This window comes from Mycolicibacter longobardus, from assembly GCF_002102265.1.
In the GTDB taxonomy this organism is placed as follows: Bacteria; Actinomycetota; Actinomycetes; order Mycobacteriales; family Mycobacteriaceae; genus Mycobacterium; species Mycobacterium longobardum.
In genome coordinates this window covers 121,583-139,535 of record NZ_LQPG01000007.1, presented here as the reverse complement: position 1 = coordinate 139,535, position 17,953 = coordinate 121,583, and the positions used below count along the sequence as shown (strand labels likewise).

The following is a 17,953-nucleotide window of genomic DNA, read 5'->3' as shown; positions in this document are numbered from 1 at the left end:
TCAGCCGCCGTCCCAATCGCGAACACCCATCTGCACTTCGTCGAGGATCCGGGCCGCGCGCGGGTCCGACAGCCGCAGCCGCGCCAGTTCCGGGTCGTCGGTGAAGTAGCGCCGCTGATGGTCCAGGTACGCGGCCATGGCGTCCGCGGCGGCTTCCGGGTCGTGTGCCGCCACCCCGTCAAGGATCCTCCGACGGTCCGGCTGGAACTCGGTGGTGCGCTGCTGCCAGTAACGAATTCCCCTGCTGCGCAGCGCTTTGAACTGCATGTGCATGATCAGCGATACCAGTACCGTTTCGATCGCCGTGGTCAGCGCGTTGTGCCCGGCGCGGGACAGCGCGATCTGGAAACCCGCCACCGCCCGGATCAGCATGTCGTGGTCGCGCAGCTTCGAGGCCGAATCCAGCGCCGCATAGGCGATGTCCAACTGCTCCAGGTCCTCGGCGGTGGCGTGTGTCGCAGCGGCCCGGGCGGACTGCATTCCCAGGGCGGTGCGGACATCCAGCGCTTCCAGCAGCCCGACGTCCTTCATCTGCATCAGGATCTGCAGGGCGGTGGCCACCAGGTAGTCGCTGTCACCGCGAACGTAGGCACCGCTGCCATGTCGCACCTCCACCAGACCCATCGCGGCCAGCGCCCGGACCGCCTCGCGAATGGTCGGTTGGCTGACGCCGTAATGGGCGGCGAGGTCACGTTCATTGGGGAGCCGGGAAGCCTGCGGCAGGCGCTGGGAGACGATGTCCTGCCGCAACGAGTCGATGACCCCGTCAACCGCTTTGACCGCTCGTGGGGCGGCAGCGGCGGGGCTGACCGCGGGAGTACGTCTGGGCGCCATCGCACCTCCAAAAAGACAACAGGTCACTTGAATCTTATGGGCGGCGCCCATGGCGCAGGGCGGTTGTGGACGTGTCCGCTGGACGCCCGTCAGAGACTTGACTAATTGGCGCACTAATATAATAGTGAGCTGGGTCATATATCTAGGTCTTGGGTGGTGAAGTGGAGGGCGATGTGCCGACAGCGGTGGTGACTGGCGCCGGAAACGGTATCGGACGGGCGATTTCGCGGCGCCTCGCGGCCGGGGGCTGCGACGTCATCGTGGTGGATCGCGACCCCGAAGCCGCCCGGGACACCGCGGAGGGCATCGGCGGGCGCGCCTTGGCGTGCGACGTATCCGACGAACACTCGGTCGCCGCGTTGGCCGCCGCGATCGAGTCGGTGGACGTGCTGGTGAACAACGCCGGTATCTGGCGATCGGCGACGCTGGACGACAGCACCGCGGCCGACATCGACGACGTGCTGGGGACCAACGTTCGCGGTACCTGGTTGGTCACCCGCGCGCTGGCGCCCAAGTTCGGACCCGACGGCGGCGCGATCGTGAACCTCGCCTCGGTGCTGGCCGAGGTCGGCGGGGCGGGGCGCGGCATCTATCCAGCGTCCAAAGCCGCGGTCGTTGCGTTGACCAAGCAGATGGCGGCCGAGTACGCCGGCCGCAAGCTGCGGGTCAACGCCGTCGGCCCGGGCCTGGTGCTGACCGAGGGCACCGCCGGTGAGTTCGGTGACCCCGGCCTGCAGGACGCGATCGGCGCCGCGATGCCGCTGGGCAGGCTCGGAACCCCCGACGACATCGCCGCCGCGGTGGCGTTCCTGGCCTCCGAGGCCGCGGGCTACATCACCGGCCAGGTGCTCTATGTCGATGGGGGCTGGGCGATCAACGGCTCGGCGTTCATCGGCACCGCGGTCGAGCAGTACGTCACCCAGCTGGCCACGGCCGGCCGATCCTAGGTTTGGAGGCACCATGAGCGACACCGGTGTGCAACGTCCCAGCGATCCGGGTGAGGCGCGTTCGCCGGGGCCCACGGTGCAGGAACTGTTGGCAACCGACACCCGCGAGGTGCCCAAGCCGTTGCTCGAGGAGTCCTACGAGTTCCTGGGCTCCGCCGATATCGACAAAGAGCGGTACATCAGCGGCGAGTTCCACCGACTTGAGGTGGAGAAGCTCTGGAAACGGGTGTGGCAGATGGCTTGTCGGGAAGAAGACATTCCCGAGCCGGGCGACTACGTCGTCTACGACGTCGCCGACATGTCGCTGATCGTGGTCCGCACGGCGAGCGGGCAGATCAAGGCCTACCACAATGCCTGCCTGCACCGGGGCCGCCGGCTCTGCGACGACTCCGGGAGCGTCAACCAATTGCGCTGCGCGTTCCACGGTTTCACCTGGAGCCTCGACGGTGCGTTGACCGACGTGCCCTGCCGCTGGGACTTCCCGCACATCGATGACCAGAAATTCGGGCTGCCCGAAGCGCTTACCGCGACCTGGGCCGGATTCGTCTTCGTCAACCCCGACCGCGATGCGGTCCCGTTGGCCGACTTCATCGGTGAGGTGGATCGGCACCTGGAGCCGTTCGGGTTGCAGGATCGCTTCAAGGCGGTGCATGTCGTCAAGGTTCTGGACTGCAACTGGAAGGTGGCGCTGGAGGCGTTCATCGAGTCCTACCACGTGATTGCGACCCATCCGCAGTTACTGGAGTACCTCGGGGACTGCAACACCCAGTACGACATCTACCGGCGCAACGACGGGCTGCCGGGGTTCAACCGGATGATCACCGCCCAGGCCATCAGCAGCCCGCACCTGGGTGAGCCGCTGGAGCCCCAGGACGTGCTGGAGGCGATGTTCCGCGACTTCTACCCGGAGGGAGTCGGCAGCATCGAGGTGCCGGACGGTCAGGAGGCCCGCCCGGTGGTGGCCGAAGCGATGCGGGCTCAGCTGGTGGCAGCCACCGGGGCCGACGTGTCCCAGGTCAGCGACAGCGAGATCCTGGACGCCATCGAGTATTTCGTGTTTCCCAACATGGCCCCGTGGGCCGGGGTGGGTGCCCCGTTGACCTACCGGTTCCGGCCGTACGGAAACGACCCGGACCATTGCGTGTTCGACGTGATGATGCTGATTCCGCTGCCGGCGGGCGCACCGAAACCCAAGGCGGCTCCGCCGCACGTGCTGGGGCCCGACGAAGACTTCCACGCCGCACCGGAGTTGGGTGGGCTGTGCGCGGTGCTCAACCAGGATCTGACCAACCTGGGCTGGGTGCAGCGGGGGCTGAAGTCGATGACCAAACCGGGTGTGACACTGGCGAATTACCAGGAGAGCCGGATCCGCCAGTTCCACCAGGATCTGGACGCGTACCTGGGGTCTGACGCGACCTGATCAGGGCGTCGGCTCCAGCTGCCCGGTGACCGCCCAGCGCAGGCAGCGCCGCAGGATCGTGCGGTATTCGGGGACGTTCCAGCTGCCCCGGTCCACCTCGCCCAGGTCCTCGACACCGAGGTCGGCGAGATCGAATCTGCCGCGACAATGCCCCAGGGTGAAGTAGCAGACCGCGCCCGCGCCGTGCTGCTTCATATAGAGCACCGGACGCGGCTCGTCGACAGTGGTATGCCCTTCGGCGAACCCGGTCGACTCGCCCACGAAGTTGGTGTGCGCCAACACCTGCAGCGGCGGATGCAGTTCGCTGATGTAGAGCTCGTCGGTGACCGCGAAGGAGCCGATGCCGGCGGTGAACGGATGATCGGAGGTGGACGGGGCGACGGTGTAGGGCGCGATCGGCGGGTGGCCCAGGAATCGGCTTCCCAGCATCTCGGCCAGTTCGCCGGGAAGCGCAGGTGTGCTGAACAGGTGATCCGCGGTGGGCGGTGCGGGGACGATCGCCGCATTGGTGGCGTGCAGCGCCAGCCATCGTCCGCCGCCGGCGAGAAACGCCGCCAACGCCGCGCACTGCTCGTCCGAGGGCACCACATTGCAGGTGTAGGTGATCAGGGGATTGACCGATGCGAGCGTGTCGAGGCAGTCGTAGTCCGCGCAGACCCGGGTGTGGACCTGTTCATAGGCCGCCAGCTCGGTCAGCAGCTGCAGCCGCGCATAGTCGAAGTCGTGCCATTGACCGCCGCACACCAGCGCGGCCTGGATGCGACGGGCCACGGCTTGTCAGAAGTCGAACCGATTGGTGAAGGCGCCGTCGATGACCAGGTTGGTCCCGGTGATATGGCCGGCCGCCGGTGAGGCCAGGAATGCCACAGCGTTGGCGACATCTTCGGCGGAGGCGAACTTGCCCAGGGCCGCCGACGCCTGGGCCGCTTCGTAGAGCTCAGGCATACCGGCCTTGATGTTCTCCCAGACCCCGCCCTCGAAGTACACCGGTCCCGGTGACACCGCGTTGACGCGAATCCCCTTGGCGCCCAACTGTCTGGCTTGGGCGGCGGCATGTTGGAGCATGGCGGCCTTGAGAGCACCGAAGCTGTTGGCGGTCGGCAGCACACCGGCCTCCAATGCCGACGTGCTGGCGATGGCGATCACCGACGCAGAGTCGCTGGCCTCCAGAAGCGGGGTGGCGGCCTCGATGAGACCGACGAAGCTCATCAGGTCGGTGTTGAAGTTGGCCGCCCACGATGAAGGCCCCTCGCCGACGGACGCCGACGCGTTGGCCACGACGATGTCCACACCGCCGAGGGCGTCCGCGGCGTCTTGCACGAATGCGCTCACCGCGGCGGGGTCGCTGACGTCGACCGGCTGGTGGAACACCGTGCCGCGGCCGGTCAGCTGCTCGGCTGCCGCGCTGAGCGCCTGTGCGCCGCGTGCGCAGATTCCCACCGAGGCACCTTCGGCCAGCAACGTGCGCGCGATGGCGAAGCCGATCCCGCGGCTGGCGCCGGTGATCAGTGCGCGCTTTCCGGTGAGGCCGAGGTCCATTGCTGCGCTCCTCCCGTTAGTATTGACTGGCGGACTAATTAGTTTGTAACATGCGTCACTACATGGGTCAATGTGGGCAGGGCGGTTCCACGCCGAACGGGAAGAGCCGGAATTCCGTTGCGGTTTGCCATGATGGTGACGTGAGCGACGCGCGAGTGAAACCCGGTCCGGGGCGTCCAGCCGGAATCGACAGCGGCGACACCCGCCAGCGGGTGATCGACGCGGCGTGTCGGTGTTTCGCGCAGTACGGGTATGGCCCGGCGACCAACAGCCTGATCGCCGAACTGGCCGGGGTCACCGCCGGCGCGGTCTACTACCACTACGGAACCAAGAGCAAACTCTTCGACGCCGTGTGCGAGGACGTGTACGGCAGGATCATCGCGCGGTCGGCGGAAGTGGCGATGGCCCAGCCGCAATCGGTGCGCGGACTGCTGCATGCGGTGCTGGGGGAGTCCATGCGGATCAACCACGAGTCGCCCGCACTGGCCGGGTTCGTCGCCACCGCACCCATCGACGCGCGCCGTCATCCCGAGCTCACCGAGGCGTTCTCCAAGCAGGCCGTCGCCATGGCCGAGACCCTGGCGGCGGCGGTTCGCCACGGCCAGGAGCACGGCCTGATCCCCGCCGACCGCGACCCCGTCGCGATCGCACACATGATCAGCGCCATCGTCGACGGGTTCGCGCACGCGGCCGCGACCACCAGCCCGGCGGCCATGGACGACATGACCGCACTGTTCGACTCACTGCTGTTGGACGCCGGCGAGTAGCCGAATACCGCGGTTCAGCGAGGCTCGACGGAGGAGAGGCGAAGCTGGGGCCGCGGCATTAGCACCGCGGTGACATCGACGTTGACAGTGGATCGTGACCGGTGTTACAAATTAATTATCGAACTAACTAATAGGGAGGCGTCGTGACCAGTTCGATCGCCGATACCGGCGTGGACAACTCCACGCTGGCGCGAATCTTCACCACAGCCACCCGGATCAAACTGTGCGACGAGAAGTTCCGCTCGCTGATCCTCACCGGGCAGGTCAGCGCGCAGTACTACTCACCGCGCGGGCAGGAGATCATCCCGGCGTCCATCGGTGCATTGCTCAAGCCCACCGACTACGTGGTCACCACCTACCGGGGGCTGCACGACCACCTGGCCAAGGGCGTGCCGATGCCGGAGCTGTGGGCCGAGTTCATGGGCAAGGCCACCGGCACCTGCAAGGGCAAGGGCGGCCCGATGCACATCACCCATCCGGCGTCGGGGCTGATGGTCACCACCGGCATCGTCGGCGGCGGTCTGCCGATCGCGGCCGGGCTGGCGCTGGCCGCGCAGCTGCAGGGCAGCGACCGGGTCACCGTGGTCAACTTCGGTGACGGCGCCACCAACATCGGGGCGTTCCACGAGGCGTGCAATCTGGCCGGCCTGTGGAAGCTGCCGGTGATCTTCTGTTGTCAGAACAACCGGTACGCCGAACACACCTCGTATGAGGACGGCACCAGCGTGGGCCGGATCGCCGACCGCGCCGCGAGCTACAACATGCCGGGCGTGCGGGTGGACGGCAACGACCCGATCGCGATGTACGCCACGGCTGCCCACGCCGTCGAGCGGGCCCGAGCCGGGGAAGGTCCCACCCTCATCGAGGCGATGACCTTCCGGTTCTACGGCCACCAGATGTCCGACGGCAACGAATACATGAAGCCCGGTGAGCTCGACGCCGCGCGCGCCGCCGACCCGGTACTGGCCTTCCGGGGATGGCTGATCGACAACGACGTGCTCACCGCCGACGCCATCGAGGCCATCGAAGCCGACGCCAAGGCCGAGATCGCGTCGGCGGTGAAGTTCGCCATCGACAGTCCCGAACCGCCGCTGTCGGAGGGGCTGACCGACGTGTACGAGGAGGCGCTGGCGTGAGCGAGCAACCGATGTCGGGGTTTCAGGCGGTCTGCAGCGCGCTCGATGACGCACTGGGCCGCGATCCGTCGGTGATCCTGCTCGGTGAGGACATCGCCGACCCCAGCGGCGGAGTGTTCAAGACGCAGGTGGGACTGTCCACCAAATACGGCGCGCACCGGGTGCGGGCCACGCCGATCAGCGAGCAGGCCATTGTCGGGGCGGCGATCGGCGCCGCCATCGGCGGGATGCGTCCGGTCGCGGAGATCATGTTGATGGACTTCCTCGCCGTCTGCATGGACCAGCTGTCCAACCACGCCGCCAAACTGCGCTACATGTCCGGCGGGCAGACGACCGTTCCGCTGACCATCCGCTGCGCGGCCGGCGCCGGAATGCAGTTCGGTGCGCAGCATTCGGAGATGCTGGAAGCGTGGCTGACCCACATTCCCGGCCTGAAAGTCGTGGTGCCCAGCAACCCGGCCGACGCCAAGGGACTGCTGACCGCGGCCATCTTCGACCCCGACCCGTGCGTGGTGGTCGAGCAGAGCCTGCTGTATTTCGGTCCGCCGCAACCGGTCCCGACCGGCCACCACGTGGTTCCGCTGGGCAGTGCGGCCACGGTGCGGCCGGGCAGCGACATCACCCTGATCAGTTACGGCCGGCAGGTGCATGACGCGCTGGCCGCCGCCGAACGGCTGGCGCAGGACTCCGTCGACGCCGAGGTGATCGACCTGCGGTCCCTGGTGCCGCTGGACGAGGCCACCATCCTGGAGTCGGTCGGGCGCACCCGGCACGCCGTGGTCATCCACGAGGCGGTGCGCCGCAGCGGTTTCGGCGCCGAGCTGGCCAGCCTCATCACCGAGAACCTGTTCGACGAGCTGGGCGCCCCGGTGCAGCGAGTGGCCGGCGCCAACACCCCGATCCCGTTCGCGAAAGTGCTCGAGGATGCGTTCGTGCCCAACCCCGGTCAGATCGTCGCGGCTGCCAAGGCGACGCTCGCCCGGTCGCGGACCGCGCTGAGGGGATAGCCGATTGGTCTACGGGATTGCGCAGCATGCCAAACGTGACGCCGGGGTGGCCCTCACCGACGGTGTCACGGCATGGACGTGGCCGCAACTGAACTCGCTGCTCAACCGCGCCGTCAACTGGCTGACATCACTGGGCATCGAGCCCGGACACCGGGTTGCGGTGATGGCTGAGAACAGCGCCCACACCGCACTGGCGCACCTGGCGACCACCTACGCCGGGCTTTCGGTGGTACCGGTGAACTATCACCTCACCGCCGGCGAAGTCGGCTACATCCTGCGTGACGGGTCGGTGCACACCGTGCTGTGCAGCGCGCGCGCCGCCGCGACCGTGCGTGAGGCGGGCGCGGGTGTCGCCGTGGTGGACTGGGACGAATTCGACCGCACCGTGGCGTCGAATTCCGGGTACTCCGACACCGAGCCGTCGGACGCAATCGCACCGGCCGCCCCGCTGTACTACACCTCGGGCACCACCGGGCTGCCCAAGGGCGTGGAGCTTCCCGCGCAGATGTTCCCGGGCGGCGCATCCATGGTCGAGCACGTCGAGCAGATCAGGGCCTCGCGGATCCGTCCGGCCGGCAAGCATCTGGTGGTCGCGCCCATGCACCACACCGGCCCCATCACCGGTGTGCGCGGCCTGGCGGTGGGCACCCCGCTGGTCGTCCTGCCCAAGTTCGACGCGCAGGCCACGCTGGCCGCCATCGAAGCGCACCGCATCGAATCCTCGATGATGGTGCCCACCCATTTCTCCCGGATGTTGGCACTGCCCAAGGACGTTCGGGAGCGCTACGACGTCAGCAGCCTGCGCAGCATCATCCACACCGGCGCGGCCTGCCCCGTGCACGTGAAACGGGCGATGATCGACTGGTTCGGGCCGGTGTTCGTCGAAGCCTACGGATCCACCGAGGCGGGCACCGTCACCACGATCGACTCGACCGAATGGCTGGCCCATCCCGGATCGGTCGGGCGGGCGCTGCCCGGCTACCAGCTCACCATCCGCAGCGACGACGGCACCGTGGCGCCCACCGGCGAATCCGGTCTGGTGTGTGTGGAATCCACCACCGGGCATCGGCCCAGCTACCACGGAGATCCGGACAAGACACGGCGCAGCTACGTCGCCGACGGAGTGTTCGCGATCGGCGAGATCGGCTACCTCGACGCCGACGGCTACCTGTACCTGACCGACCGCGCCTCCGACATGGTGGTTAGCGGCGGGGTGAACCTGTATCCGGCCGAGTCCGAGGCGGTGCTGCGCACGCATCCGAGTGTGCGTGACGTCGCGGTGATCGGCATCCCGCATGACGACCTCGGTGAACAGCTCTGCGCGCTGGTGGTCGCCGACCCCGGCACCGACCCGGCCGAGCTGGTCGCCTGGTGCCGGGACCGGTTGTCGCACCACAAATGTCCGAGCCTGGTCGAGCTGGTGGACGTCGAGCTGCGCACCGCCATGGGCAAGATCAACAAGCGCCAGCTGCGGGAGCAGTATCTGGCCGCCCGCCAACCGGACCCGGTGCACCGCTGATGACGTCTACCCAGCTCGACGCCCCCATGTTCGCCTTCACCGACGAACACGACGCGCTGCGCGAGGTGCTGCGCGACTACTTCGCCGCCACCGCCGATGTGGAGCGCGGCGTCCGGTGGCGGCGCCTGCTCACCGAGGTCGGCCTCGACGATCTGCTCTTCGACGACGACGGTGGCTCTGCGGTCGAATGGGTGATCCTGGCTGAAGAAGCCGGAGCCGCCCTGTTCGACGGTCCCCTGCTGTCGGCGACCGCGGTGGGCCCGCTGGCCGGCGCCCCCGCATTCGATCGGGTGCGCAGCGGGGAGTGCGGGGTGTCAGCGGCGGTCTCGCTGACCCGGGTCGACGCCGGGAGTTCCCGCGACTACTGGGATTTCAGTGAGAACACCGTGGTGGTACGCGAGATCGATGGCGAACCGGCGGTCGTTGTCGAGGACGGCGCTGCGGCCGGACTGCGGGCGCTGTCCGGCCTGGACCTGTCCCGAGTCGTGGGCCGGGCCGGAGGTGCGGGGACGTCGTCGCCGCTGGCGTGTTCGCCGGAAACCCTGGCCACGATGCGCCGCCGCGGCGACCTGGTGCTCTCCGCGGAGCTGCTGGGGGTGGCCCAGCGGGTGTTGGACGGCACCGTCGACTACGTGCGCCAGCGTGTCCAATTCGGGCGAACCATCGGATCCTTTCAGGCGGTCAAACATCGGCTGGCCGACCTGCTCGCCCAGGTGGAGCTGACCCGCTCCGCGGTGTACGCCGCCGCCTGGCAGTTCCCGGACGGTAGCGCCCAGGCCGAGGCGGACCTCGCGGTGGCCGCCGTGCTTTCCCGGCAGACCGCCGTCGAGATGACCAAGGCCGCAGTGCAATTGCACGGCGGCATCGCGATCACCTGGGAGCATTGGGCGCACCGCTACCTGCGCCGGGCGTACGCGGTGACCGCCCTCACCGGAACGGCAGGCCACCACCGCCGCCGGTTGGCTGCGCTGTTGGAAGCGGGGCAGCGTACCGATGGCTGACCAGAGCTTCGATCCCGACTCGGCGCGCAGTTGGTATGAATCAGCAAGTGCCCAAGCCGATCTGCCGGTGCAGCATTTCGTACCGCTCACCCTGATCGGCCCGGCCATCATCGAGTGGGGCACCGACGAACAGCGCCGGCGCCATCTGCCCGGGATCGTCTCCGGCGAGCACATGTGGTGTCAGCTGTTCAGCGAACCGGGGGCCGGATCCGATCTGGCCAGCCTGGCGACTCGCGCGGTACCGGACGCCGACGGGGGCTGGATCGTGGACGGGCAGAAGGTGTGGAGCTCGTTCGCCGATCTGTCCCGGTACGGAATGCTGTTGGCACGCACTGATATCGACAAGCCGAAGAATGCCGGCATCACCTGTTTCATCGTCGACATGCAGGCTCCGGGGGTGACGGTGCGGCCGTTGCGCCAGATGACCGGCAGCGAACACTTCTGCGAGGTGTTCTTGGAAGGCGTCGTGCTGCCGCCGGATGCCATCCTCGGCCCGCTGGACGGCGGGTGGCGGGTGGCGATGTCGACCCTGACCGCCGAGCGATCCGGGCTGTCCGGGGCATCGGCGGCCAGCGGGGTGGAGATTGGCCCGGTCGTGGAGCTGGCCCGGCGCAGCGGCGGATGGGACGATGCCCTGCTGGCGGACCGGTTGACCGCACTGATCGCCACCGAACGTGCACTGTCCCTGACTAATCTGCGGTTGCACAACACCGGGGACGCCAAAGGGTCCATCACCAAACTGCTGCAATCCGAGTTGTCCCAGCGCATCAGCGAACTGGCCTTCGATCTGGCCGGGCCGTCGGCCGCGTGCTGGGACGGCGATCAGGAGCCGCCCGAGGCCTACGGGCTGCTGGACAGCCGCCGGCTCACCGTTGCCGGCGGAACCTCAGAGATTCAGCGCAACATCATCGCCGAGCGGGTACTCGGGCTCGACCGCGAGCCCGACCTGGACCGTGGCCGGCCCTGGCGCGAACTACGGCGAGGCTGACATGGCTACCGTCACCGTCCAACCGTCCGGCGTCCGATTCAGCGCCGACGACGGGCAGACCATCATGGCGGCCGCCGAGACCGCCGGCTACCGGTGGCCCACGATCTGCGGCGGCAACGGCGAATGCCTGGTGTGCCACGTGGAGGTACTCGAGCACCCCGAGTGTCTGGCGCCGCCCAGCGACACCGAAGCGAAGGCGGTACAGGGTCTTTCGGGGGATCACGGCGGACGCGGAGATCACGTCCGGCTGGCCTGCCAGGCCGCCGTCAACGGAGACGTCGTCGTCCGCAAGCGTGGGGTACGCAACCGCAGAAAGGGGCCGGCCACATGAGCTTGAAACCGATCGATCCCGAGATCATGGAGCTCGCCGAGGGCGAAGTCCGGCTGCTCGGCGGGAGGTGCGGATCCTGCGGCGAGATCACCTTCCCTCGCCGGGACAGTTGCCCGACCTGCGGCGCCGACGGGGTGCAGCCGGTTCGGCTGGCCGATCGCGGTGTGCTGTGGAGCTGGACCATTCAACGGTTTCCGCCGCCCAGCCCGCCATACCTGCCCGACGGCGACGACTTCACCCCGTTCGGTCTGGGCTATGTCGAACTGCCCGGCGAAGTCATCGTCGAGACCCGGCTCACCGAGTCCGACCCGGCGCGCCTGCACATCGGAATGCCGATGCGGCTGACCGGCGTCGAAGTGCCTGCGGAGACGGACAGCGCCGCAATAACATTCGCTTTCGCGCCCGAGCATGAGGAGGGGAGCTGATGGCATCCGTTGCGATCGTCGGTATCGGCTGCCGGCCGTTCGGCCGTTACCTGGACACCACCGCACGCAAGCAGGCCGTCCATGCGGTCCGCGCCGCGCTCGACGACGCCGGGATGTCCTGGGACCAGATCGACTACGCGGTGGGCGGCAGCATGGACGCGGGTTCGGCGGACACCCTGGTCGCCGATCTGGGGCTCACCGGGGTTCCGTTCGTCAATGTGCTGAACGGTTGCGCGACCGGCACCAGTTCACTGGTGGCCGCGATGCAGGCCATCGCCTCCGGGGCCGCCGAGACCGCACTGGTGGTGGGCTTCGATTCGCATCCGCGGGGCGCGTTCGCGATCCAGCCGGAGGCCCTCGGCCTGGGCCGTTGGTACGGAACCACCGGCCTGGCGATGACGTCGCAGTTCTTCGCGCTGAAGATCCAGCGCTACCTGCATGAGCACGGATTGCCGGCGCGGTTGCTGGAAACCGTTGCGAGCAAGGCGTTCCGCAACGGAGCGCTGAACCCGAACGCCTGGCGGCGCAAGCCGCTGACCGAAGCCGACGTGCGCGCGTCGATGATGCTGTCCGACCCGCTGCGCCAGTACATGCTCTGCTCGCCCGGCGACGGTGCCGCCGCACTGGTGCTGTGCCGGGCCGAACGCGCCAAGCAGTATCGGGCCGATCCGGTGTATATCGCGGGCGCGGCGGTGCGGACCCGCCGGCCGGGTTCCTTCGAGGTGCTCAGCCCGTCGCTGTCGGTGCACCGCGGTGTCAGTCCGAGTGTGGATGCGGCGGCCGCGGCGTTCGAGGCGGCCGGTATCGGACCCGGCGAGGTCAACCTGGCCCAGCTGCAGGACACCGACGCCGGCGCCGAGATCATCCACCTGGCCGAGACGGGCCTGTGCGAGCACGGCGCCCAGACCTCGTTGATCGATGCCGGCGCCACCGAACTCACCGGCCGGCTGCCGATCAACACCGACGGTGGCTGCCTGGCCAACGGCGAGCCGATCGGCGCGTCGGGTCTGCGTCAGATCCACGAGAATGTACTGCAGCTGCGGGGCGCAGCGGGCGGCCGCCAGGTCGGCGAATCACCCCGGGTGGCCTTCTCCCACGTCTATGGCGCACCGGGCCTGAGTGCCTGCACCGTGTTGACCCGCTGATCGGAGGAACCGTGAAGAGTCGCCGAATCGTGAAAGTCACTGTCGACCAAGACCGCTGCGTGGGGCACGGCATGTGCGAGATGAAGGCCCCGGACGTCTTCGCCGTCGGCGACGACGGCATCTCCCAGGTGCTGTTCGACGAGATTCCCGAGGACCACCACGAGACAGTTGCCCAGGCGGTGGCGTCCTGCCCGAGCCAGGCGTTGCGGATCACCGATTAGGAAGGCTGCGATGGACATCAGAATGCCCAAACTCGACGTCACGATGACCGAGGGCATCTTCATGGGCTGGTTGGTTCCGGACGGTCACCCGGTGGCCGAGGGCGAAGACCTCTACACCGTGGGCACCGACAAGGTGGAGACCGACATCCCGGCACCCTGTGCCGGTATCCTGCGCCACGGCGACGCCCAGGCCGACGAAAGCTACCCGGTAGGCACCCACCTGGGTGCCATCGAATGAACGGAGGCACCAGTGGCTAGCCCGCGTTTCCGCGAAAGCCCTTTTCTCACCGGGCATCACCAGCCCAACCGGATGGAAGTGACCGCACCGGACCTGTTCGTCGAAGGCGACCTGCCCGACGATCTGGCCGGGGTGTTCTATCGCAACGGCGCCGAACCGCTGTACCCGCCGACCGACGAGGACTACCACTGGTTCGACGGCGACGGCATGGTCTATGCGTTCTTCATCGAAGACGGCCGGGTATCGATGCGCAGCCGATGGGTGCGCACCGAAAAGCTGGAGCTGGAGCTCAAGCACGGCCGGCGATTGTTCGGGGTGCTCGACAACCCGGCCACCACCGACCCGCTCGCCCGCGGCACCCGGTACAACACCGCCAACACCAACATCATCCTGCACGGCGGAAAGCTGTTGGCGCTGATGGAGGGCGCACCTCCGGTCCGGCTGGAGCCACGCACCCTGGACACCATCGGCGAGGAACACTACGGCGGGGCCATCACCACCACGTTCTCGGCGCATCCCACCGTCGACTACGCCACCGGTGAACTGATCAACATCGGTTCGGTTCCGTATCGTCCGGGGGCGGTGCCGGAAATCCATTACGAAGTCGTGGATTTCGACGGTGAGCTGCTGCGTTACGAGGTGATTCCAATACCGCACCAGACGTTGATGCACACCTTCTTCGTCACCGAGAACCACGTGGTGTTTCCGGTGACACCGTTGGACATCAGCCTGGAACGGGCGATGTCTGGTGGGCCGATGGTGGCGTGGGACCCCGACCGTCCGACCAAACTCGGTGTCATGCCACGCACCGGGTCGGCGGCAGACGTTCGCTGGTTCGAAGCCGAGCCGCGGCACATGATGCATCAGGCCAACGTATGGGAGGAGGGCGGCTGTATCGTCGCCGACGTGGCGGCCGCCGAAGGGACCGCACTGTTCCCCGACGTTCACGGCAATCGCCGCTCACACGCCGAAACCCAGCAGAGCCTGCGCCGTTGGACGATCGACCCGGCGGCAGGCACCGATGTGGTGTTCGAGCAGATCCTCAGCGACCACGACATCCAGTTCCCCCGCCCCGACGACCGGATGATGACCCGGCCAAGCCGAAACGTGTTCGCCAACAGCAATCTGCACTCGATCGACGGCCGCGCCGACGGTATGGACGCGGTACTGCGGGTCGACACCCAGACCGGCGCCGAGGACGTGTACCACTTCGGCGACGGTGCCGCTGCGGGGGAACTCATCTTCGCCCCGCGTATCGGTGGTCGCGACGAATCAGACGGCTACGCCGTGACATTGGTCCATCAAGCCGGCGCCAACGAGACTGAGCTGGTGGTCTTCGACGCCCAGAATCTCTCGGCGGGGCCGCTGGCGCGGGTGCGCATTCCGTTCCGCGTCCCGAGCGGATTCCACTGCAACTACTACAGCGCCGACGGCCCGCTGTACCGGCAGGCATTGGGACAGCCGTGACGACACCCACGATCGACGTCCGCAATCCCGCCGATGGTCTGGTGGTGGGACAGGTCCAGGACCACCCACCCGCCATGGTGGCCGACACCGTTGGGCAACTGCGCCGACTGCAGCCGGAGTGGGACGCAATCGGCAGCGCGGCGCGTGCGGAATGGCTGTTGCGGCTGCTGGACTGGTTGATGGACAACTCTGACCGGTTGACCGACGTGGTGCAGTCGGAGACCGGGAAGACCCGGTTCGACGCGGGAATCGAAGTGCCGGCCGCGATCGACCTCGCGAAGTACTGGGCGCGGCACGCCGGCGGATTCCTCACCGAGGAACGGCCGACACCGCACAGTCCGATCGGGCTGACGAAGCGGTTGATCACCCGATACCAGCCCTACCCGGTGGTGGGCATCATCACGCCGTGGAATCTGCCGTTGCTCAACCCGTGCTTCGACGCGTTCTCGGCGCTGATGGCCGGCGCCGCAGTGTTGGTGAAGCCGTCGGAGGTGACTCCGCTGAGCGCGGGTGAGCTGGCCCGCGGCTGGGCGGAGATCGGTGCCCCGCCGGTGTTTTCGGTGCTGACCGGAGGCGTGGAAACCGGGCGCGCCGTGGTCGATGCGGTGGATTATGTGCAGTTCACCGGATCCACCGCGACCGGGCGGGCGATCGCCTCGGTGTGCGGAGATGCCCTGAAGCCCTGCAGTCTGGAACTGGGCGGCAAGGATCCGGCCATCGTGCTGGCCGACGCCGACATCGACCGGACGGTCGCCGGCATCGTCTACGGGGGATTGTTCAACTCCGGCCAGGTATGCATCTCAGTGGAGCGGATCTACGTCGAGGCGCCGGTCTACGACCGGTTCGTGGCGTGCCTGGTCGACCAGGTTCGAGAGCTCCGGCAAGGTCACGACGACCGCGGGTTCCGCTTCGACATCGGCGCGATGGCGACCCCGGGCCAGTGCGAGATCGTGACGCGGCATGTCGAGGACGCGGTCTCACGCGGCGCGCGGATCCTGATCGGTGGCAAGGCCACCGGCGCCGGCGCGTTCTTCGAGCCAACCGTTCTGGTCGATGTCGACCATTCGATGACCTGCATGACCGAAGAGACCTTCGGGCCGCTGCTGCCGGTGATCAGGGTTGCCGACGAAGACGAGGCGATCCGGCTGGCCAACGATTCCGACTACGGCCTGTCGGCCACCGTGTGGTGCGGCGATCGGCAACGCGGCGAACGGGTGGCGCGCCGCCTGGAGGCCGGTGCGGTCAACATCAACGACGCGTTCGCCAACTTGGTCAACTTCGCGGTGCCGATGGGCGGTTGGAAGAACTCCGGTATGGGCGCCCGCTTCGGTGGGCCGGCGGGAATCCGCAAATACTGCCGCCAGCAGGCGATTCTGGTGCCCCGCGGTCCGGCCTTGAAACGTGAACCACTGTGGTACCCGGCGTCGCGAGTCCGTTCCCGGCTGGTGACCACCCTGATGCGGATCTTCGACGGGCGGGGCCGGCGCAGGTTCTTCGCTGCGAGAGGGGATTGATGGACGCCACATTGACATCGGTACCCACTGAGCTACTGCTCGGAGGGTGCGAGAAGCCGGCTGCCAGGGCCCGCCGTTTCCCGGTCTACAACCCGGCCACCGAAGAGATCCTGCTCGAGACCGCCGACGCAGGGCCGGACGACGCAGCACAGGCCATGGACATCGCTGCTGCCACGCAACCCGATTGGGCGGCCACGCCGCCCCGACAACGGGCTGAGATCCTGCGCCGGGCATACGAACTCGTAGAGCTATACCGCGACCGGTTCGCCCGGCTGATCACCCTGGAAATGGGAAAGCCGTTGGCGGAGAGCCACGCCGAGGTCAGCTACGGGGCGGAGTTTCTGCGCTGGTTCAGTGAGGAGGCGGTCCGGATCAACGGCCGCTACACCGCCGCCCCGTCGGGCGCGGGCCGGATCCTGGTGACAAAACAGCCGGTCGGGCCGACGCTGGCGATCACACCGTGGAATTTCCCGCTGGCGATGGGAACCCGAAAGGTCGCCGCCGCGGTGGCCGCCGGCTGCACCACCATCATCAAGCCGGCGCCCGACACCCCGCTGACGATGCTGCTCTTCGGGGCGGTGATGGCCGAGGCCGGCCTGCCGCAGGGGGTGCTGTCGGTGTTGCCCACCTCGGACGCGGCCGCCGTGGCCGCACCGCTGCTGGCCGACCCGCGACTGCGCAAACTCACCTTCACCGGCTCCACCGGCGTCGGCAAGAGCCTGCTGGCGCAGGCCGCCGACCGGGTGTTGCGAACCTCGATGGAACTCGGCGGCAATGCACCGTTCGTGGTGTTCGCCGACGCGGATGTCGACGCCGCCGTCGAAGGAGCGCTGGCAGCGAAGATGCGCAACGGTGGTGAGGCCTGCACCGCGGCCAACCGTATTCACGTTGACAACGCGGTGCTGGCCGAATTCACCGAGAAGCTCACCGTCCGGATGGCGAAGCTGACCGTCGGAGACGGGACGCGTCCCGGCGTCGACGTCGGACCGCTGATCAACGAGCGGCAGCGCAGCCGGGTCGGCGAACTGGTCGACGATGCGGTCGACAAGGGCGCGGCGCTGCTGCTGGGAGGGCAGCCCACCCCGGGGCGCGGCTACTTCTACCCCCCGACCGTGCTGACCGAAATCCCCTCCGGCGCCAGGCTGCTCACCGAAGAGGTGTTCGGACCGGTGGCGGCCATCGCCGGATTCGACGGCGAAGCCGACGGGGTGGCCGCGGCCAACGCCACCGAATACGGGCTGGCCGCCTACATCTACACCCGTGACCTGGACCGGGCGCTGCGGGTGGCCGAACAGGTCGAATCCGGAATGGTCGGAGTCAACCGCGGCGTCATCTCCGACGCGGCCGCGCCCTTCGGCGGCATCAAGGAGTCCGGGCTGGGCCGAGAGGGCGGCGGGGAGGGAATCGAGGAATACCTTGAGACCAAGTACATCGCGCTGACCTGAACGCAGCTC

19 protein-coding genes are annotated in these 17,953 nt (G+C 67.9%); 16 read left to right on the top strand and 3 right to left on the bottom strand.

Features of this window, described 5'->3' with window-relative positions; translation table 11 throughout:
• Entirely contained in the window at positions 1-834 is an 834-nt protein-coding gene (locus AWC16_RS01545) for a FadR/GntR family transcriptional regulator (RefSeq protein WP_165759145.1), read from the bottom strand.
• A 173-nt stretch (positions 835-1,007) separates the two neighbouring features.
• On the opposite strand from AWC16_RS01545, the gene AWC16_RS01540 reads away from it, so the two are divergent.
• Together AWC16_RS01540 and AWC16_RS01535 are read left to right on the top strand one after the other, a co-directional pair.
• A complete protein-coding gene (locus AWC16_RS01540; RefSeq protein WP_085263266.1) occupies positions 1,008-1,781 on the top strand; it encodes an SDR family NAD(P)-dependent oxidoreductase in 774 nt (257 codons plus the stop codon).
• Positions 1,782-1,794: 13 nt separating this feature from the next.
• A complete protein-coding gene (locus tag AWC16_RS01535; protein ID WP_085263062.1) occupies positions 1,795-3,201 on the top strand; it encodes an aromatic ring-hydroxylating oxygenase subunit alpha in 1,407 nt (468 codons plus the stop codon).
• On the opposite strand, the gene AWC16_RS01530 is transcribed toward AWC16_RS01535, so the two are convergent.
• Positions 3,202-3,972, bottom strand: a complete 771-nt coding sequence (locus AWC16_RS01530) for a ThuA domain-containing protein (protein WP_085263061.1) — start codon at positions 3,970-3,972, stop codon at positions 3,202-3,204.
• Positions 3,973-3,978: 6 nt separating this feature from the next.
• Entirely contained in the window at positions 3,979-4,740 is a 762-nt protein-coding gene (locus AWC16_RS01525) for an SDR family NAD(P)-dependent oxidoreductase (RefSeq protein ID WP_085263060.1), read from the bottom strand.
• A 140-nt stretch (positions 4,741-4,880) separates the two neighbouring features.
• Between AWC16_RS01525 and AWC16_RS01520 the strand changes: the two genes are divergently transcribed.
• The 14 genes from AWC16_RS01520 (at position 4,881) to AWC16_RS01455 (ending at position 17,944) form a co-directional block, all read left to right on the top strand.
• A complete protein-coding gene (locus tag AWC16_RS01520) occupies positions 4,881-5,507 on the top strand; it encodes a TetR/AcrR family transcriptional regulator (protein WP_234812079.1) in 627 nt (208 codons plus the stop codon).
• 143 nt (positions 5,508-5,650) lie between these two features.
• Positions 5,651-6,643 (top strand): thiamine pyrophosphate-dependent dehydrogenase E1 component subunit alpha, encoded by a 993-nt coding sequence (locus AWC16_RS01515; protein ID WP_234812078.1) that lies wholly within the window; start codon positions 5,651-5,653, stop codon positions 6,641-6,643.
• The gene (locus tag AWC16_RS01510) at positions 6,640-7,650 is read left to right on the top strand and encodes an alpha-ketoacid dehydrogenase subunit beta (RefSeq protein WP_085263059.1); all 1,011 of its coding nucleotides are present in this window, start codon (positions 6,640-6,642) and stop codon (positions 7,648-7,650) included. The genes AWC16_RS01515 and AWC16_RS01510 overlap by 4 nt, the downstream gene beginning before the upstream one ends.
• Positions 7,651-7,654: 4 nt before the next feature.
• Positions 7,655-9,169, top strand: a complete 1,515-nt coding sequence (locus AWC16_RS01505; RefSeq protein ID WP_207572227.1) for an AMP-binding protein — start codon at positions 7,655-7,657, stop codon at positions 9,167-9,169.
• Positions 9,169-10,170 carry an acyl-CoA dehydrogenase family protein gene (locus tag AWC16_RS24845; protein ID WP_234812077.1) on the top strand — a complete coding sequence of 334 codons (1,002 nt, stop codon included), beginning with the start codon at positions 9,169-9,171 and terminating at the stop codon, positions 10,168-10,170. Before AWC16_RS01505 ends, AWC16_RS24845 begins: the two co-directional genes overlap by 1 nt.
• Positions 10,163-11,158 (top strand): acyl-CoA dehydrogenase family protein, encoded by a 996-nt coding sequence (locus tag AWC16_RS01495; protein ID WP_085263058.1) that lies wholly within the window; start codon positions 10,163-10,165, stop codon positions 11,156-11,158. The genes AWC16_RS24845 and AWC16_RS01495 overlap by 8 nt, the downstream gene beginning before the upstream one ends.
• Position 11,159: 1 nt before the next feature.
• Positions 11,160-11,489: a 2Fe-2S iron-sulfur cluster-binding protein gene (locus AWC16_RS01490; protein ID WP_085263261.1), complete on the top strand. Its 330-nt coding sequence runs from the start codon at positions 11,160-11,162 to the stop codon at positions 11,487-11,489.
• Positions 11,486-11,914: a Zn-ribbon domain-containing OB-fold protein gene (locus AWC16_RS01485; protein WP_085263057.1), complete on the top strand. Its 429-nt coding sequence runs from the start codon at positions 11,486-11,488 to the stop codon at positions 11,912-11,914. Before AWC16_RS01490 ends, AWC16_RS01485 begins: the two co-directional genes overlap by 4 nt.
• The gene (locus tag AWC16_RS01480; RefSeq protein WP_085263056.1) at positions 11,914-13,059 is read left to right on the top strand and encodes a thiolase family protein; all 1,146 of its coding nucleotides are present in this window, start codon (positions 11,914-11,916) and stop codon (positions 13,057-13,059) included. Before AWC16_RS01485 ends, AWC16_RS01480 begins: the two co-directional genes overlap by 1 nt.
• 11 nt (positions 13,060-13,070) lie before the next feature.
• Positions 13,071-13,280 carry a ferredoxin gene (locus AWC16_RS01475; protein ID WP_234812076.1) on the top strand — a complete coding sequence of 70 codons (210 nt, stop codon included), beginning with the start codon at positions 13,071-13,073 and terminating at the stop codon, positions 13,278-13,280.
• Positions 13,281-13,290: 10 nt separating this feature from the next.
• Positions 13,291-13,518 carry a lipoyl domain-containing protein gene (locus AWC16_RS01470; RefSeq protein WP_085263055.1) on the top strand — a complete coding sequence of 76 codons (228 nt, stop codon included), beginning with the start codon at positions 13,291-13,293 and terminating at the stop codon, positions 13,516-13,518.
• A 12-nt stretch (positions 13,519-13,530) separates the two neighbouring features.
• Positions 13,531-14,985 (top strand): carotenoid oxygenase family protein, encoded by a 1,455-nt coding sequence (locus tag AWC16_RS01465; RefSeq protein WP_133055899.1) that lies wholly within the window; start codon positions 13,531-13,533, stop codon positions 14,983-14,985.
• Entirely contained in the window at positions 14,982-16,499 is a 1,518-nt protein-coding gene (locus AWC16_RS01460; RefSeq protein ID WP_234812075.1) for an aldehyde dehydrogenase family protein, read from the top strand. The genes AWC16_RS01465 and AWC16_RS01460 overlap by 4 nt, the downstream gene beginning before the upstream one ends.
• Positions 16,499-17,944, top strand: a complete 1,446-nt coding sequence (locus tag AWC16_RS01455; RefSeq protein WP_085263053.1) for an NAD-dependent succinate-semialdehyde dehydrogenase — start codon at positions 16,499-16,501, stop codon at positions 17,942-17,944. The genes AWC16_RS01460 and AWC16_RS01455 overlap by 1 nt, the downstream gene beginning before the upstream one ends.
• The last annotated feature ends 9 nt before the right edge of the window (positions 17,945-17,953 follow it).

What these genes read in the sequence shown, in the direction of transcription:
- AWC16_RS01470 (WP_085263055.1), top strand. Translation starts at nt 13,291, where the DNA reads ATGGACATCAGAATGCCCAAACTCGACGTCACGATGACCGAGGGCATC.
- AWC16_RS01485 (WP_085263057.1), top strand. Translation starts at nt 11,486, where the DNA reads ATGAGCTTGAAACCGATCGATCCCGAGATCATGGAGCTCGCCGAGGGC.
- AWC16_RS01490 (WP_085263261.1), top strand. Translation starts at nt 11,160, where the DNA reads ATGGCTACCGTCACCGTCCAACCGTCCGGCGTCCGATTCAGCGCCGAC.
- AWC16_RS01455 (WP_085263053.1), top strand. Translation starts at nt 16,499, where the DNA reads ATGGACGCCACATTGACATCGGTACCCACTGAGCTACTGCTCGGAGGG.
- AWC16_RS01495 (WP_085263058.1), top strand. Translation starts at nt 10,163, where the DNA reads ATGGCTGACCAGAGCTTCGATCCCGACTCGGCGCGCAGTTGGTATGAA.
- AWC16_RS01525 (WP_085263060.1), bottom strand. Translation starts at nt 4,740, where the DNA reads ATGGACCTCGGCCTCACCGGAAAGCGCGCACTGATCACCGGCGCCAGC.
- AWC16_RS01545 (WP_165759145.1), bottom strand. Translation starts at nt 834, where the DNA reads ATGGCGCCCAGACGTACTCCCGCGGTCAGCCCCGCCGCTGCCGCCCCA.
- AWC16_RS01480 (WP_085263056.1), top strand. Translation starts at nt 11,914, where the DNA reads ATGGCATCCGTTGCGATCGTCGGTATCGGCTGCCGGCCGTTCGGCCGT.
- AWC16_RS01535 (WP_085263062.1), top strand. Translation starts at nt 1,795, where the DNA reads ATGAGCGACACCGGTGTGCAACGTCCCAGCGATCCGGGTGAGGCGCGT.
- AWC16_RS24845 (WP_234812077.1), top strand. Translation starts at nt 9,169, where the DNA reads ATGACGTCTACCCAGCTCGACGCCCCCATGTTCGCCTTCACCGACGAA.